Genomic DNA, 15227 nt, shown 5'->3' with positions numbered 1-15227 from the left:
GGCCGTCCATCGGGACGCTCCCGCAGACCGCGTGGGCGATGGCGGCCGCCGCCGTCGGCATCCACGCCGCCAGCCTCGGTCTCGGCGAGTCGGTCGCGCAGGTCGCGTGGTCGCCGGAGCTCGTCGCCGCGATTCTCTACGTCGGCATGCCCGCGACCGCCGCGGCCTACCCGGTCTACTTCGCGCTCCTCTCGGAGGCCGGCCCGGTCCGCGGCAACCTCGTCGCCTACGCGATGCCGGTCGTCGCCACCGTCACCGGGTGGGCGTTCCTCGGCGAGTCCGTCTCGCCGGCGACCGTCCTCGGCTTCGGCGTCATCCTCTCGGGGTTCCTCCTCGTCCAGCGCGAGAGCGTGGCCCGAGTGGTCGGCCTCCGGGGAAGCGTCCCCGCGGAAGCCGAATAGGGGAAAAAGAGAACAGCACAGAACTCGAAAGGCGGACCGACTTCAGGCGGCGACCCGCCGCCGGACCGCGACGGCGACCGAGACCAGCGTCTGTTTTTTCATCGCCGCGAAGCCGAAGAAGATGGCTCCGAAGCCGACGAGCGCCGTCGTGTCGATGACGTGGCCGAGGAGCACCCAACTCATGAGCGCCGCGACCACGGGCTCGACGTAGCCGATGAGGTTGAGTTCGGTCGGGCCGAGGCGGTCCAGAAGCTCGAAGTAGAGGAGGAACGCCACCGCGCCGGAGACGAGCGTCAGATAGAGGAACGACGCGATGCCGACGGGGGCGAGTTCGATGGCCGAAAGCGACTCGCCGTTGGCGAGCGCCCAGCCGTGGAGCAGGACGCCGCCGCCGAGCATCGCCCACGCCTGCATCGACTGGACCGGGAGGTCCGTCCGGAGCGGGCGGGTGAGGACCGCGCCGAGCGCGAACGACACCGCCGCGAGGAAGATGAGGACGATGCCGAGTCCCTGCGCCGACCCGGACGATCCCGAGAACGCCGAGACCGGGTCGGCCACGAGCACGGCACCGGCGAAGCCGGCGAGCAGCCCGACCGTCCCGGTCTTCCCCAGCGACCCCCTGGTGAGGAGAACGGAGGCGAAGACCGCAGTCAGGATAGGCGAGAGGCTAATGATGATAGAGGCCACCGCGCCGGGGACGTGTTCCTGTCCGAGGTAGAGCAGGCCGTGGTAGGCGGCGATGATGAACACCGCGCCGATGGCCGTCGCGAGCAGTTCGTCTCTGGTCTCGGGTCGCCAGCGGTCGGTGGAGTAGCAGGCGTACGCCAGCATCACGAGGCCGGCGAGTTCGTAGCGGAGCGCGGCGAAAGAGAGCGTCGGGAAGAACTCCAGGCCGACCTCGATGGCGACGAACGAGGTGCCCCACATCGCCGCCAGCGCGACGAAAAGCAGGGGCGTCGTCGGAACGTTTCTCCAAGTGGTTCGCGTCATAGTCGAATCTGTTTCAGCTCTCAGAGACGCACGCTGTTAAATCCTTCTACAAGAGATTTGTTTTGAGTTGGAGATTAGAATAGATATTCTATATTTTACTGTATTAAAAACTCTATAATTCGTGAAGATTCGAGAGCCCGCGAGAGGTGGCGAAAACGGCGGACAGAACAAGGACTTACGTCACCGACCGCAACGGGAGGGTATGGACGAACGCGACGTGCGCCTGTTGAAGGCCATCGCGGACCTCGGGACGGGCAGTCCCGAGAAGCTACACGAAGCGACGGACATCCCCGTGTCGACCATCCACTACCGCCTGAACAACCTGAAAGACGACGGCGTCATCGAAAACGACCTCTACGACATCGACTTAGAGGCGTTCGGACTCGGCGTCACCGTGGTCGTGGAAGTACTGGCGGATTACAGCGGGTCGTACGAGGAAGTCGGGAACAAACTGCTGGAGATAGAGGGCGTCACGCAACTCTACTTCACGATGGGAGAGACGGACTTCATCGTCGTCGCCCATCTCGCGGACTCCGACCGCGTGGAGCGCCTCATCAGCGACTTCGAGGCGACGCCGGAGGTCGAGCGAACGAACTCGACGTTCGTCATCTCCTCGATGCGCGACAGCCACCGGGCGCTCCAGAGCTACACGCTGGAGACGCTCCTCGACGAGTTGGGTATCGAGGACTGAGAATCGGCCGGGGGAGTATCACGGTTGGCCACGTACGACCGACCATGGCGAACGAGGTGCGGACGTGGCTGGTCGAACGGACCTACTCGGACGACGAACAGAACATCATCATCCTCGTGTACGCGACCCCCGACGGGACGCGCTACCACCGGAAGGAGCGCTCGCTGACGAGTTTCGAGTCCGACGTGCGCGACACCTACGCCGCCGTCGACGTACCCGAGGACGAACTGGGCCGCGTTGCCGACGAGGAGACGAGGGAGTCGTACGCGGCCGCCGCGACCGAGATTGCTGAGTCCCACAAGCCGACCGACACGGTCTGAGACCGGGCGGTCGGCTCAGTCCGCCGACGCGAGCGGGAGCGAGACGACGACGACCGTGCCCGTGGGTTCGTTGTCCTCGAAGTGGACCTCGCCGCCGAACGAGTCGACCAGCTGGTGGACGAGGTAGAGTCCGAGGCCGGTCCCGGTGCTTTCGAGTCCCTTTTCGCCCTTGCCGAAGACCACCGACTTCCGCGCGTCGGGGATGCCCGAGCCGTCGTCGGCGATGCGGATGACCGCCATGCCGGCGTCGTCTACGGCCGCCGAGACGGTGACGACGGTGTCGTCGGCGTTGTGCTGGACGGCGTTGTTGAGGAGGTTCCCGAGCACCGACGCGATGAGCGGGTTCGCGCGCACCGCCACGTCCGGTATCTCGCCGTCGACCGCGAACGTGGCGTTGGGAAACGCCTCGCGGCGGACCGCGAGCTCGCGGTCGACGGCGCTGGCGAGCGACATCGGCCGGGTCTCGACGCCGCCGCCGCTCATCGTCTCCATCAGGTCGCGGGCGACCTCGGTTATCTCGGTGGTGTGGCGACCCGTCGAGAGGATGCGCGAGAGGATGTCCGCACCCTCCTCGTCGACGTGTTCTCTGAGTAGCTCCGCCCAGCCGACGACGACGGCCATGTCGTTGCGGATGTCGTGGCGGACGATGCGGTTGAGCGCCTCCAGCTCGGCGTTCGTCCGTTCGAGTTCGCGCTCGCGGGTGCGACGGGCGGTCACGTCCTGTATCGTCCCCCTGAGGGCCGCCACGCGTCCGTTTCGGATGACCGGCTCGCCGTGGGTGCGGACCCACAGCTCCGCCCCCTCGGCGGTCACCAGTCGGAACTCTTCTTCCCACGGAACGCCCTCGGACCGACAGCGGTCCAACAGCTCGCGGATTCGGTCCCGGTCGTCGGTGACGTAGAACTCGATGGCGTCGTCGACCGTCGGCTCGTAGTCGAGCGGCACCTCGTGGATGCGCTTCGTCTGGTCACTCCACGCCAGCGTGTCGGTCACGAGGTCGAGTTCCCAGCCGCCGACTTTCGAGATGCGCTGGGTCCGTTCGAGGAAGTCGCGGCTCCGTTCGAGTTCGTCCTCGCGCGCTTTCTGCTCGGAGAGGCTCTGGAAGACGACGACGTTGCGGTCGCCTTCGAGGGACGTGATGGAGAACCGAACCGGGACGAGGTCACCGTCGTCGCGCCGGCGAATCGCCACCTCGCCTTGCCACTCGCCGTCGGCTTCGAGCGCGGGGGGAATCGTCTCTCTGAGGCGTTCGAGTTCCGGCTCGTCGTGGAGGTGGCCCCAGCCCGTCCCGAGCATCGACTCGGGGTCCGAGTAGCCGCAGATGTCGGCCGCGGTCTGGTTGACGTACACGTGTCGGTCGTGCTCCGTGATGGTGACCCCGGCGTCGACGGCGTCGACCGCCTCCTTGAACGCCGCGAGGTCGCGCTCGCGTCGGCGCTCTTCGGTCACGTCTTCGACCGTCGAGATGAGTCGGTCCCGCCCCGAAATCCCGGCGACGGTGAGGCTGACGCGAATCCAGACGGTGCCGCCCGACGCGCCCTCGATGGGCCACGTGAAGACGGCTCCGCCCTTTTCGCGGGCGGCCTCGACCTCGCGGAGAGCGCGCTCGGCGTCGTAGCCGGCGATATCCGCGGTCACGTAGAGGGGACTCGTATCGATGACCGACTGGCGGTCGATACCGAGGATGTCCAGATAGTGCTGATTGATGTCGACGAGTTCGAGCGTTTCGAGGTTGCGAACCGCGAGGCCGACGTTGACGGCCTCGAAGAGCGCGCGGTAGTCGAGCGAGCCGACGGCGCTGTGGGCGGCGTCGTAGACCTCGCGGCCGAGCGTGTCGAGGTCGCGGTCGGCAGCGGTCGACCCCGCTACCGAGACGCGCGGGACGCCGTCGGCGCGGAGCGTCGAGGCGAGCGAGAGACCCTCCGCGTCGGTGACCCCGGCCGAGACGACGGCACAGTCGATACGGGCGCGTTCGAGTTCCGCGTGAACCGCGTCGAGGCTGTCGGCGGTCGAGACGCGGACATCGGTCGTCGCGTCACCGACCGAGTCGGGAAGCTCGTCGGCGAGACGCTCGCGAACGGCGGCGTCCTCGCTGACGACGAGGACGTGCAACCGACCAGGCATACCGGCGAGAGGACAGCGAGGTTCAAGTATGAACCGACAGCTGTCGGCGGGAAATCATGACCGGCGGAGAGCGCGAACGCCGCGCCCGCCCACGTCGAAGATTCCAAAGTGCGGGCGGCGAAAACCGGGGAAATCCAATCTTTACCGGCGTCGGAGCCGAAGGCCCGAAGCGACAATCGACCTAAACGGGGAGCGCGTACTGTCACCCGTGAGGCGGCACCCGCCGCCTCGGTGAACGCTATGACGACGACAAACGACTCGAGGCGACTCGCTGGTATCGTCCTGCTCGCGCTGGCCGCGCTGTTCGCGCTCCCCGCCCTCGTCGGGATGGCCGGCTTCGGCGGCGGCATGCCGATGGGCTGGGGCGGCGGCTGGATGCACGACACGTGGATGCACGGCGGAACCGGCGGGACCGTCCCGTGGTGGATGTGGGGGATGGGAATCCTCGGTCAACTGCTCGTCCTCGCGGTGGTCGTCGGCGGCGGCGTCCTCCTGTTCCGCGCCCTGCGCGACGGGGACGACGGGAGCGACGGCGCGCTCGACGAACTCCGCCGGGCCTACGCCCGCGGCGACATCGACGACGAGGAGTTCGACCGCCGCCGCGAACGACTCGACCGCGACTGACGCGTCGGAAATCGAGACTCTCCGGACGTTGCAGGCGAAACGAAGGGGTTCCCCCGGGAGGCGGTCGCGGGAAGTCGGCGCGCGGCCGACCCGCTGAAGACAGTGCGCACGCACCGCAACGACTATATTTATTTAGGCCAACCTAAAAACATGGCTTCGGAGGCATCCGACGGGAAGTTCCGTTCGTTTATCGGTCGGTTCCGGTCGCAGCGGACCCGACTCCGCGTGTCCGCGTGCGTCGCTGCGAGCCGGTCGATAACGGTTCCGGACGACGACGAGCACGCCGAATAGGTCGGTGGAGCGGTCGGTCCGACCCGCTGCGGGTCGCCGCCGGCGCGCCTCAGACCTCGACCGTCGCCCCGATTTCGGGAGCTTCGGCCTCGTAGCCGTCGGCGCGGAGCTCCCCGGTGAACGCCGCACAGCGGTCGCCGTGGTTGACGAACACCGGCGCGTCGCGGTAGTCGTCGAGGAACGACAGAAGCCCGTGGCGGTCGGCGTGGGCCGAGAAGTCGTACATCTCGGCGCGGGCGGCCACCGGGACGACGCCGCCGTTGAGTTCGCACCGGCCGCGTTCGACCAGTTCCCTGCCCGGCGTCCCCTCGACCTGATAGCCGGTGAGACAGATTTTGTTCGTCGGGTCGCCCCGAATCTCGGGGATGTACGTCATCGCCGGCCCGCCGGAGAGCATCCCGCTCGTCGTCACGATGACCGAGTTCTCCCGGGCGATGCGCTTTCGCTGGCCGTCTCGGCCCGAGACGATTCTGGCGTTCGACTTCGCCCGCTTGAGTGCCGCCGCGTCGCGGACGTAGTCGGGGTGGTTTCCGAGCATCTCCAGCACGCGGACCCCCATGCCGTCGACGTAGCAGTCGATGTCGTGGGCGTCGAGCACCATGAGAAGCTCCTGCGTCCGGCCGATGGCGAACGCGGGGACGACGACGGTGCCGCCCTCCCAGACGGTCGTCCGCACCGACTCCACGAACCGCTCTTCGACGGTCGCGCGGTCCTCGTGCTCCACGTCGGAGTAGGTGGACTCGCAGACGACCACGTCGGCGTCCGGGCGGGCGGTCGTCCCCGAGACCAACCGCTGGTCGTCGGTGTGGAAGTCGGCGGTGTAGAGCAGGCGGGTCTCGCCGTCGTCGACGAGGACGTGGGCGCTGCCGGGGATGTGGCCCGCGTTGTAGAACGTGACCTCGTGGCCGGCGGCCTCGAACGGTTCGCCGTAGTCGTGGTGTGCCGACTGCTGGGTCATTCGCCGGACGTGCGTCTCGGTGAACGGGCAGTTGTAGCTGCCGCCGTGGAGTTTGAGCGTGTCGCGCGCGAGGGTCCGAGCGAGTTCGTCGGTCGGCGGCGTCCAATGGACCGCCGGCCAGTCGTCGCCCGAGAGGAGCGAGGGGACCGTCCCGACGTGGTCGAGGTGGCCGTGGGAGACGACGACGGCGTCGGGCTCGACGGAGCCGACGGGGAACTGCGGGGGGTTCCCGGTCAGCATCCCGTAGTCGAGCAACAGCGAGTCGTTGACGAGAATCGCGCTGCGCCCGACCTCCTCGGCCCCGCCGAGGAACTGGAGTTTCATTGCAGGCAGTACCGACCGGAGGGGCTTTTGCTCGTCGGTCCGACCGCACTCGACGCTTTTCACGCCGGCCGCCGTCTCCCGAGGCGTGACCGGCTCCGACCCTGACCCTGCCCCCGACGCCAGTTCCGACGCCGACGCCGAATCCGACCGCGACGGCCTCGACGACCTCGAACGGCTGGTGACGACGCTCCACGACCGCCTCGCCGCGACGGCGACCCGCCCCGTCCGCGAGGACGCGAGCCGGTGGCTCGGCGAGGCCGAGGCCGTCGCGGGCGACCTCGCGGTCGGCTCGCTCCCGGACGACGAGGTGGTCCGGACGCGACTCGGCCACGTCGAACGCCTGCTGTCGAACGTCGATGAAACCGAAGACGAGGCGGCCGACGAACACGTCGCGTCGGCGCGGGCGGCGCTGACTGACGCGCTGGCGATACTCGGTGACGGCGGCGAAGGCGGCGAGTGAGCGAAGGCGAAACCGGGCGATGAGAGACGAGCGGGAACGCTGGGGACGGAGAGGCGCGCGCGTCGCCCGGCGGCTCAGTTCGAGAACCAGTCTTTCGCGGTGGATGCGAGAATGGAGAGGTCCTCGAACTTGAGCATGCGGAACATGGCGAGCGGGCTGCCGCCGTTCGCGGCGTCTAACTGCTCGTCGGGGAGGCGGTGGAGGTCTTCGAGTAGCTTGTCGTAGCGCTCGTTGGAGGCGCGGTAGAGCATCTCCGTCATGAACAGGCGGTTTTTGACCTTCGGCGCGACGCGGTCGTGCCACAGCTGGTCGTAGATGGCGAGCTCCGACGCCGAGGTGTCGCGCTCGGAGTTGGTGAGCGCGCGGTCGGCGGTCGCGGCCGCGACCCGGCCCGAGCGCATGCATTTGTCGATGCCCTCGCCCCACAGCGGGTCGACCGTCGGGACCGTGTCGCCGATGGCCATGAAGTTGTCCGTGCTCATGCGACCCGGAAGCTGGATGTGGGCGGAGCCGCGGTGTTGCTTGCCCGCGATGCGCTCCGCGTCCGCGAAGCGCGGGTCGGACTCGGTCCAGTACTGGAGGTAGTCGTCGATGGTGTAGCCCGACTTGGCGTTGTGGCGGTGGCCCTCGTTTTGGATGTAGCAGACGCCGACCTTCGCGGTGTCGCCGCCGGTGTGGAATATCCACGAGTAGCCGCCGGGCGCGATGTCGTGGTCGAGGCGGAGCATCATCGCGTCGGTGAGGTCGCCGTAGCCGTCGGGCGCGAGGTCCATGCCCTCGAACTCGTACTCGATGCCGATGGCCTGCTTCTCGCGGCGGAGGTCGCACACGTCGAGCGCCTTGGCGAGCGGCGCGCTCGGGCCGGTGGCGTCGATGACGATGTCGGCGTACACCTCCTCGTCGCCGTTGTATCGGACGCCGACGATTTCACCGCCCTCCATGATGGGCTTGGAGACGCGCGCGTCGAAGCGGTACTCCGCGCCGTCGGCCTCCGCCTCGTCGACGAGCCAGTTTTTGAAGTCGGCAAACTCGAGGACCGCACCGGGCTGGTGGCGGTGGTAGTGGTCGTTCGGGGACTCCAAGACGACGTCGTCGGTGAAGTTCATCACGACCTCGTCGGGGATGTTGAACGAGGCCATCGTCGACGGGAACGTCCCGGCGGTCGATTTGTTGCTTCTGGAGGGGAACTCGTCTTCGGACTCGGTTTCGAGGACGCACACGTCGTAGCCTCGGGCGGCGAGGTCTCGTGCCGCCTGTCCACCTGCGGGGCCCGCGCCCGCGATAATTACGTCGTAGTTGTCAGTCATTGTAGAGTAGGCATCACCGGTAGGGTTGGTCGTACGCGTTACACACCTGTTCTGTAACAAGCGTGTAATCTGCTTTGGTTTTGAACGGTCGGGAACGGGGGCCGTTCGACGGGATACGTCCTCGGAGGGACGACAGATGACCGCGGGAGACGGCGGCCGAGCGGGGGGTGGCCGCGGCGCACCGCTGGACAGCAGCGAAAACGACGACCGACAGGGCTGCAACGCGAGCGAGCGGCGACGTTCAGGCTTTCGGGATGCGGCGGACTTGGAACTCGCGGTAGCCGCCGTAGGCGGCTTCGAGCGCGCCGAGCCACCAGTTCCAGCGCGTCGCGGGGCCGCCCTCGGGCGCGTCGCGCATGTTCCGCACGATTTCGTCGCCCGTGAGCGGCGCGCCGCGGTCGGTCTCGGCCTGCCCCGAGTCCGCGAGGTCGCGGGCCTGCCGCGCGACGACCCGGCGCTCGGCGTCGGTTCCGCCGAACTCGGCGAGCGCGTCGCGGAACGACTCCTCGTCGAACGCGGGATGGGTGTCGCCGTGCCTGTCGGTGGGGGTCACGACTCTCTCTACGGGGGCCATGCCAAAGAAGGACTCGGCCGATTCGTCCGGGTGAGAACCCCCGTTTGCGGCGCAGAGCGCTCGGCTGGCGACGCGACGCCGGCGCTACGCCCACCACTCGCTCCGCCGCTCGCCGTACGTCGCGTTCCGGAACGGTTCGGGCTTGTCGTCGTCGGCCTCCGCGCCGAGGTAGTGGGCGGTCCAGTAGCCGACGTGCCAGCCGACGGCCTCGGTGTCGAGGTCGACGAGGACGACCCGGTAGCTGCCGTAGGTCTCTAACGCGCCGTCGCCGTCCGGGTCGTAGCCGCCGGCGATGGCGCAGGAGGCCGCGCCCGCGGCGCACGGCGAGGTGTCCGCGAAGGAGATGCGCACCTCGGCGTCCGCGGGGTCGTCGACGTAGGTGTAGGTGAGGTTGTCGGGCATCCCCGGCGCGCCGCCTTCGAAGTAGTCGAGCGCGTGGCGAACCTGCTCGCGGGCCGCGTCGGGGTCCGAGGCGTTCGTATCGTCGATGTGGACCGTGAAGTTCGGGTCGTCCCACGGAAACGCCTTCTCGGTCGCGTTCGTCCGCGGAAGCGTGTAGAGGATGCCCGTGGCGTTCATCAGGTCCGCGGGGTCGTCACCGTGGGCGAGTCCGAGCGTGTGACCGAGTTCGTGTGCGACGATATCGACCGTCGAGTCGTCGCCGTATCCGGTGCGGATGTAGACGGTCTCGGGGCGGTCAATCTGCCACGAGTCGGTGAGGTAGGGCGCGCAGCCGGCCGCGTCGTCCAGCCCGCTGCACTCCGGGATGTCGTCGGTAAAGCGGACCACGAGGTCCGGGTCGCGGGCGTCGGCGTCGACCTCGTAGTCGATTTCGTACTCCAGGTAGCGCGAGTCGTTCCCCTCCCAGAACGCCGTCGCCTCGCTCACGAGGGCGGCGTAGTCGCGGCCGTCATCGGGCGCTTCGACGGCGACGACGACCGGCTCGGACCCCCACGGCCCGTAGCCGGGCGCGGGCGTGAACGTCGTTGTGGGTTCGGGCGTCGGTGACGCGGTGGGCGCGGCAGTCGGGGTCGCGGTCGCGGTCGTCGACGGAGGCGAAGTCGTCGGGGTCGCGGTCGCCGCGGGCGTCTCGGTTGCCGAGTCGGTGGTCGGCGGCGAAGCCGGGGACGTGGCAGTCGTCGCTGTCGTCCCGTCGGTTCCCGGCGACACCGGCGCGGCACAGCCGGCGAGGACGACGAGCACCGCCACGAGGAGAGTCGAGCCGCGCATACCGAGACTGCGGCGGCGAACGGTCAAGAGCGTTTCCCGACGGCGCGAAAACGGCTCGACCGACAAAGCGGTCGCTCGGCGGTTCGAAAGCGGCTGAGAGGAGTAAGCCCCCTTCTGTTCGTCCCAGCATTCGGCTCAGCGTCCGCGTCCTTCTCGGGGCGAGCCCCCGAGGGCGCGACGGGCGAACCCGACGCGCCGTCCGAACTACCTTCGCGGCGCGGACTTGCACCGGTGAGGATTCGCCGTTCCATCCGTTCTCGACCGTCGGAGATGGCGACGCCACCTCATCCCTCTGCGGGTTAGCTCCCTTCCCTTACGGGTCGGTTCGCACGCGGCCGTGACGGCCGCGCCGGCGACGGCGGGGCCGTCGCGCGCGCATCATCGGTCGGGTCGAGCGGTCTCGTTTCTGTTCCAGCGCCAGCCGTCTCCGACTCCGGGCTTGCGCCCGGTCACCCGTTCGGACGGTGGGGGGACTTTCCTCATGCCCGTCTCGGGCACGGGAACTGGGCTCTCTCTGCCGACCTACCCTAGTCAGGTCGGTCGGATAAGCGGTTCGATTAACGGGGTCCTACCGGGGTTTAGCCGCACGTTATGTTGCAACGAAACTACATAACAACAGGATAACATCCGAGGGAAGCGTTGAAGTCACCACAGAACTTGAATGGTAATATGTCCGAGGCGCAGACCGTACACCTCACCTACGATGATGGGGCGCGGGCGGTCGAACTAGCGCGGGAATCGGTCGAATCGTACGTTCTTCACGGGCAGAGAGAACAACCGGGCAGCATGCGCGACGCGTTTTACGCTCGAACCGGGGCGTTCGTCCGCATCAAGTCGACACGGGGGCGCGGTCGACTGCGGGGCTGTGCGGGCGCGTATCGGGGGAAAGACCAACTCGGTCACGCCATCGTCGACGCCGCCATCAAGGCCGCGTCGGGCGACTCCTGCCAGACCGAAATCGAAGCACCCGAACTGCCGAACCTGAACATCTCTGTCTGTATCGTCAACAACTACACGCTGACTAACGACCCAGTCGCAGACATCGAACTCGGCACCCACGGCATCGCCATCGACGCCGGCGGCACCCACGGCTGGATGTATCCGACGCTACCCGTCGAACTCGGCTGGTCGAAAGAGGAGTTCCTCACGAACGCCTGCCGCAAAGCCGGTCTGTCGCCGCTGGCGTGGCAGGACGACGACACCATGATTACCCTGTTCGAAGGACAGGTCTTCCGCGAGCGCGACGACGGCGGGAGCGTCGAAGCGCTGTAAGTCGTCGCGACGACAACTCGACTTCTCGGAGGGAGGGCTACGACCGGCGAGCGACGGCTCCGGGCGTCGCCGCCGCAAAACGAGAACGCGTGCTTACTCCTCGCTGACCCCGCCGAATCCGACCAACTCGGCGTCTTCGCTGGCCCGCGTCGCGGCCGCGTCGATGTCGAAGTCGAACTCGGAGACGACCTCGCCGTCGCGGATGAGCGGTTCGAGGAGCGACTCACCGTCGGTCGGGCCGGGCCGCCCGCGGAGGCCGACGTGGTGGCCGCCGTCGGCCGTGCGGTAGACCTCTTTGACGCCCGAGAGCTTGCCCCGCTTGGCCGCGGGTTCGCCGTCGACCTCGACGATGTCGAGCGCGAAGTCCACCGGGTCGGCGTTCGAGATGTAGCCGCCGACGCCGAAGCCCTCGACCACGTCGCGGAGGTGCCGAAGTTCGGCCGGGCCGAGACCGCCGCTCACGAAGATATCCACGTCCTCGTGGCCGCGGGCGTCGAGTTCCCAGCGGACCTCGCGGACGATGTGACGGAAGTCGCCGCGGCGCGAGGAGGTGGTGTCGAGGCGGACGCTGTCGAGGTCGTCGCCGAGCGTTTCGACCGCCTGGAGCACCTCCTCGGTCTCGTCGCCGTAGGTGTCACAGAGGGCGACCCGCGGCACGTCTTCGTCGACGGCCTCGTCGAACGCGCGGAACGCCTCGGCCTGATGGCCGCGCCCGAAGGCGATGAGGAGCGCGTGCGGCATCGTCCCCGACGCCTCCTTCCCGAGAACCTCGCCGGCGGCGACGTGCGAGAAGCCGTCGAGGCCGGCGACGAGGGCGCTCCGCTCGACCATCGCGGCGATGGCGGGGTGGACGTGTCGCGCGCCGAACGACAGCACCGTCGAGTCAGGGGCCGCCGTGCGGGCGTCGAGCGCGGCCGTCGCACAGCCCGAGGCGTGCGAGAGGAAGCCGAGAAGCGAGGTTTCGAGCCGGGCGAACTCCAGATAGTCGCCCTCGATTCGCATCACGGGGCCGCCGTCGAACAGCGTGCCCTCGGGCATCGCGTCGACGTCGATATCGCGGCCGGAGAGCAGTTCCGCGGCGTCCTTCACGCCGGCGAACAGCTCGAAGTCGCCGTCGGGGAACTGGTCGGCCGTCACCTCGGCGACGACGCGGGGGTTCTTGCCCGCGTGTCTGAGGGTCGCCTCGGTCCGCTCGAAGTAGGCGTCGGTCGCGACGCCGTCGCGGATGGCCTCGGGACCGACGATATCGAAGTCACTCATTGGCGCGGATTCCACCCGGCCGATGAAAAAGCTGTATAATCGGTCACGTACGTCGAAGACGAATTCTCTTCAACGACTCAGCAGACGGCGATTGTCGCGTCGTAGACCGTCCCGTTCTTGCGGACGTAACTGGGTCCCGGCGACCACGGCCGGTCGTCGAGCGAGATCATCGAATCCGAGGCCAGCGCGTCGTCGAAGGCGGCCTGTTCGGCGGGCGTGAGCGACTCGTAGGCGACTGGTGCCGCGTCGGGTGGAACGTCGTCGGCCGGGTCCACATCGAGTTGCGACGGGCAACTGTTCGACCACGGAACGAGCGACCCGGTGGCGAAGAGGAAGGCCGCGACGAACAGGACGAGCAAAGAGGCGACGAGCGCGAAGCGACCGAGTCGGCTGGGCATACGGAGAGACTGTCAGTCAATTCACAAGTGCTTTCTCCTAGCTTCGCTGGTGAACCTCGTCCAACTGTTCCACCGTCGGCGCATTGACGACCGTGACCGTGTTCTCCTCCCTCGTCACCTGGTAGGCATCCGCGAAGGGGCCGTCGTCGACGCGGTAGATGTCCTCGCCCGCGACCGACGCGTTGAGGCTGCGTCGGAGCGTGTCGTTCACGTACGCCCGCTCGAACTGCTCGGCGTCCGCCTCGGTGTCCCAGACCGTCCGCCAGACGTAGCCGCGCTCGTGGGGGTTCGCCTCGTACGTCTCGTCCGACGCCGGGCGGTAGGGAACCACCGCGTCGCCGGCCCAGCCCTCGGAGGGTTCGGCGGTGTAGTTGTACGGCGAGTACGCGCCGGGGTCCCGTTGGAGGCCCGCCCGGTCGACGGCGCGGTGCTTCCAGAACGTCGCGAAGATGGACGCCTCGCCGACCGTGTCGGCGGCGGGGTCGGTGTCGTAGCGCGTCCACGCCGCCGACGAGCGGTCTTCGACCGTCACCTCGACCGGGCGCTCGTCGGGGTAGCGGTTCGGGTGGAGCACCTGCTCGGTCGAGGTGGGGCGGTCGGCGTAGGCCGCGTCGACGGCCGCCCACCCGCCGCGGTCGCGCAGGTCCGAGACGAACGTCGGCCCCTCGCTGTACGGCGTGTAGATGGTGATGAACACCGGGTAGTCGACCGACCCGCCGCCCGAGCCGCTGCCCGAGGGCCGGGGGACGCAGTCCCAGTCGGCCGCACAGCGGGCTTCGTACAGTCCGTCGACGTAGCGGGCGTCGCCTTCGACCAGCCCGCTGTGGGCGAGTTGGGCGTCCTGCGTCGACGGCGAGCGGTCCAGACCGAACTGCTGGTCCTGTGCGGCGTGGACCAGTTCGTGGGCGAGCGTCCGACGGTCGATGGTCGGTTGGCTGTCGTCGCTCACGACGACGATTCGGTCCTCGGAGGGGTCGTAGTAGCCGAGTACCACGCCGCCGTACAGTTCGTCGAACACCTCGTCGATGGTCCGGTCCTCACCGACCAGCAACAGCGCCTCCCACACCTGGTCGTTCCAGTCGCCGTGGACCGGGTCGGTCGACGCGTCGGACTCGTTTCGGAACTCGGCGCGCGAGACGACCTCGACCGGCACTGACTCCTCGAACTCCAGTTCGCGGACGACCTCGACGCGGGCCATCGTGCGGGCGACGAACGCCTCCATCTCGGAGTCGTTCAGGCCGTCGGACTGGTCGACCGCGATGGACTCGTTGTACCAGTAGCCGGCTTCCCAGCCCAGCCGGTCGGTCGGCGGGTCGTCGGGCCACGACCGGTCGGCATCCGGGCCCGGGTCCGGGTCCGGGTCCGCGCCCCCGACCGCGGCGTCCGAGTTGTCGCTCGCGGCGCTCGGGTCTGCGACGGGGGCGGCACAGCCGGCGACGACGAGCAGAACTGCGGAGAAAACGGCGGCGAGGCGGCGGTTCATAGCCAATTCACGGGCGGGAGACGAAAAAGCGTCCCGGCGCGGGGGTCAGCAGATGGCGACCACGGAGGTGTACGTCTCGTTTTCGTACCTGACGTACGGTCGCTCCACCCAGAACTCGTAGGCGTCGGTCCGCTCGGAAAACGACGCGGCGTCGGCGCTCTCCGCGGAGGTTGACCCGCCGACCGCCGCGTCGAACTCCGCGCGCCGCTCTGTCGAGAGGTTCGCGTAGTCGAAGACGGTCGCGTCGCTCGGAACCTCATCCGCGGGGTCGACCGAAAGCGTGGCGTTGCAGTCGAAGTACCGCTCGTCGGTTTCCGTGGTAGTCGCCGAGTCGGTCGGTGTGGGTTCCGCCGTCGTCGTCGCAGTCGCCGGCTTCGTCGTCGCCGACGGCGACTCACCCGACGTGTCGATAGTCGGGACACCGACACAGCCGGAGAGAACGATAAGCGCGGCGAGCGCCGCCAGCGGGAGGGCTCGAAAGCGGGCCATATCACGCGGGTCGGCGTCGCCCCGCGGCAAG

17 protein-coding genes and 1 other RNA gene are annotated in these 15227 nt (G+C 68.3%); 7 read left to right on the top strand and 11 right to left on the bottom strand.

The genetic code is table 11. From position 1 onward, the window contains the following. The coding region (locus C458_RS08190; RefSeq protein WP_008574751.1) for a DMT family transporter at positions 1-401 on the top strand (401 nt) is incomplete at its 5' end. A 42-nt stretch (positions 402-443) separates the two neighbouring features. Here the strand turns inward: C458_RS08190 and C458_RS08185 are convergent. Beyond that, a complete protein-coding gene (locus C458_RS08185; protein ID WP_049896659.1) occupies positions 444-1391 on the bottom strand; it encodes a DMT family transporter in 948 nt (315 codons plus the stop codon). 202 nt (positions 1392-1593) lie between these two features. Here C458_RS08185 and C458_RS08180 point away from each other — a divergent pair, with 202 nt between their 5' ends. Both C458_RS08180 and C458_RS08175 read left to right on the top strand, forming a co-directional pair. Beyond that, complete coding sequence (locus tag C458_RS08180; RefSeq protein ID WP_004041677.1) at positions 1594-2082, top strand: Lrp/AsnC family transcriptional regulator; 489 nt, start codon at positions 1594-1596, stop codon at positions 2080-2082. A gap of 44 nt (positions 2083-2126) precedes the next feature. Next, positions 2127-2402 carry a hypothetical protein gene (locus C458_RS08175; RefSeq protein ID WP_008574746.1) on the top strand — a complete coding sequence of 92 codons (276 nt, stop codon included), beginning with the start codon at positions 2127-2129 and terminating at the stop codon, positions 2400-2402. A 15-nt stretch (positions 2403-2417) separates the two neighbouring features. On the opposite strand, the gene C458_RS08170 is transcribed toward C458_RS08175, so the two are convergent. Continuing rightward, entirely contained in the window at positions 2418-4526 is a 2109-nt protein-coding gene (locus tag C458_RS08170; protein ID WP_049896657.1) for a PAS domain S-box protein, read from the bottom strand. A gap of 240 nt (positions 4527-4766) precedes the next feature. Between C458_RS08170 and C458_RS08165 the strand changes: the two genes are divergently transcribed. Together C458_RS08165 and C458_RS18415 are read left to right on the top strand one after the other, a co-directional pair. Beyond that, on the top strand, positions 4767-5150 hold the full coding sequence (locus C458_RS08165) for an SHOCT domain-containing protein (RefSeq protein WP_008574743.1): 384 nt from the start codon (positions 4767-4769) through the stop codon (positions 5148-5150). Between the two features lie 150 nt (positions 5151-5300). Beyond that, the gene (locus C458_RS18415; RefSeq protein WP_008574740.1) at positions 5301-5441 is read left to right on the top strand and encodes a hypothetical protein; all 141 of its coding nucleotides are present in this window, start codon (positions 5301-5303) and stop codon (positions 5439-5441) included. A gap of 49 nt (positions 5442-5490) precedes the next feature. Here the strand turns inward: C458_RS18415 and C458_RS08160 are convergent, their stop codons facing one another. Next, entirely contained in the window at positions 5491-6723 is a 1233-nt protein-coding gene (locus tag C458_RS08160; protein WP_008574738.1) for an MBL fold metallo-hydrolase, read from the bottom strand. An 85-nt stretch (positions 6724-6808) separates the two neighbouring features. Here C458_RS08160 and C458_RS08155 point away from each other — a divergent pair, with 85 nt between their 5' ends. After that, positions 6809-7183 (top strand): hypothetical protein, encoded by a 375-nt coding sequence (locus C458_RS08155; RefSeq protein ID WP_008574737.1) that lies wholly within the window; start codon positions 6809-6811, stop codon positions 7181-7183. 74 nt (positions 7184-7257) lie between these two features. Here the strand turns inward: C458_RS08155 and C458_RS08150 are convergent, their stop codons facing one another. The 4 genes from C458_RS08150 to rnpB form a co-directional block, all read right to left on the bottom strand. Continuing rightward, positions 7258-8490, bottom strand: coding sequence for a digeranylgeranylglycerophospholipid reductase (locus C458_RS08150; protein WP_008574736.1), 1233 nt, complete (start codon positions 8488-8490; stop codon positions 7258-7260). Between the two features lie 241 nt (positions 8491-8731). Continuing rightward, on the bottom strand, positions 8732-9064 hold the full coding sequence (locus tag C458_RS08145; protein ID WP_008574735.1) for a hypothetical protein: 333 nt from the start codon (positions 9062-9064) through the stop codon (positions 8732-8734). An 84-nt stretch (positions 9065-9148) separates the two neighbouring features. Next, the gene (locus C458_RS08140) at positions 9149-10294 is read right to left on the bottom strand and encodes a zinc-dependent metalloprotease family protein (protein WP_008577843.1); all 1146 of its coding nucleotides are present in this window, start codon (positions 10292-10294) and stop codon (positions 9149-9151) included. Positions 10295-10385: 91 nt separating this feature from the next. Then, positions 10386-10813: RNase P RNA component (gene rnpB, locus C458_RS08195), an RNA gene on the bottom strand. A gap of 150 nt (positions 10814-10963) precedes the next feature. On the opposite strand from rnpB, the gene C458_RS08135 reads away from it, so the two are divergent. Further along, positions 10964-11566 carry a TIGR00296 family protein gene (locus tag C458_RS08135; protein ID WP_004041686.1) on the top strand — a complete coding sequence of 201 codons (603 nt, stop codon included), beginning with the start codon at positions 10964-10966 and terminating at the stop codon, positions 11564-11566. Between the two features lie 93 nt (positions 11567-11659). Here C458_RS08135 and C458_RS08130 read toward each other — a convergent pair whose 3' ends face one another. The 4 genes from C458_RS08130 to C458_RS08115 all read right to left on the bottom strand — a co-directional run bounded on the left by C458_RS08130 (position 11660) and on the right by C458_RS08115 (position 15196). After that, complete coding sequence (locus tag C458_RS08130) at positions 11660-12826, bottom strand: nicotinate phosphoribosyltransferase (RefSeq protein WP_008574732.1); 1167 nt, start codon at positions 12824-12826, stop codon at positions 11660-11662. Positions 12827-12903: 77 nt separating this feature from the next. Further along, positions 12904-13224, bottom strand: a complete 321-nt coding sequence (locus tag C458_RS08125; protein WP_008574731.1) for a hypothetical protein — start codon at positions 13222-13224, stop codon at positions 12904-12906. A gap of 37 nt (positions 13225-13261) precedes the next feature. Continuing rightward, positions 13262-14707 (bottom strand): Hvo_1808 family surface protein, encoded by a 1446-nt coding sequence (locus C458_RS08120; RefSeq protein WP_008574728.1) that lies wholly within the window; start codon positions 14705-14707, stop codon positions 13262-13264. Positions 14708-14752: 45 nt separating this feature from the next. After that, positions 14753-15196: a hypothetical protein gene (locus C458_RS08115; protein WP_008574725.1), complete on the bottom strand. Its 444-nt coding sequence runs from the start codon at positions 15194-15196 to the stop codon at positions 14753-14755. Positions 15197-15227: the final 31 nt, after the last annotated feature.

This window comes from Haloferax sp. ATCC BAA-644 (genome assembly GCF_000336975.1).
GTDB lineage: Archaea > Halobacteriota > Halobacteria > Halobacteriales > Haloferacaceae > Haloferax > Haloferax volcanii.
This window is presented reverse-complemented; position numbering and strand designations above follow the sequence as displayed.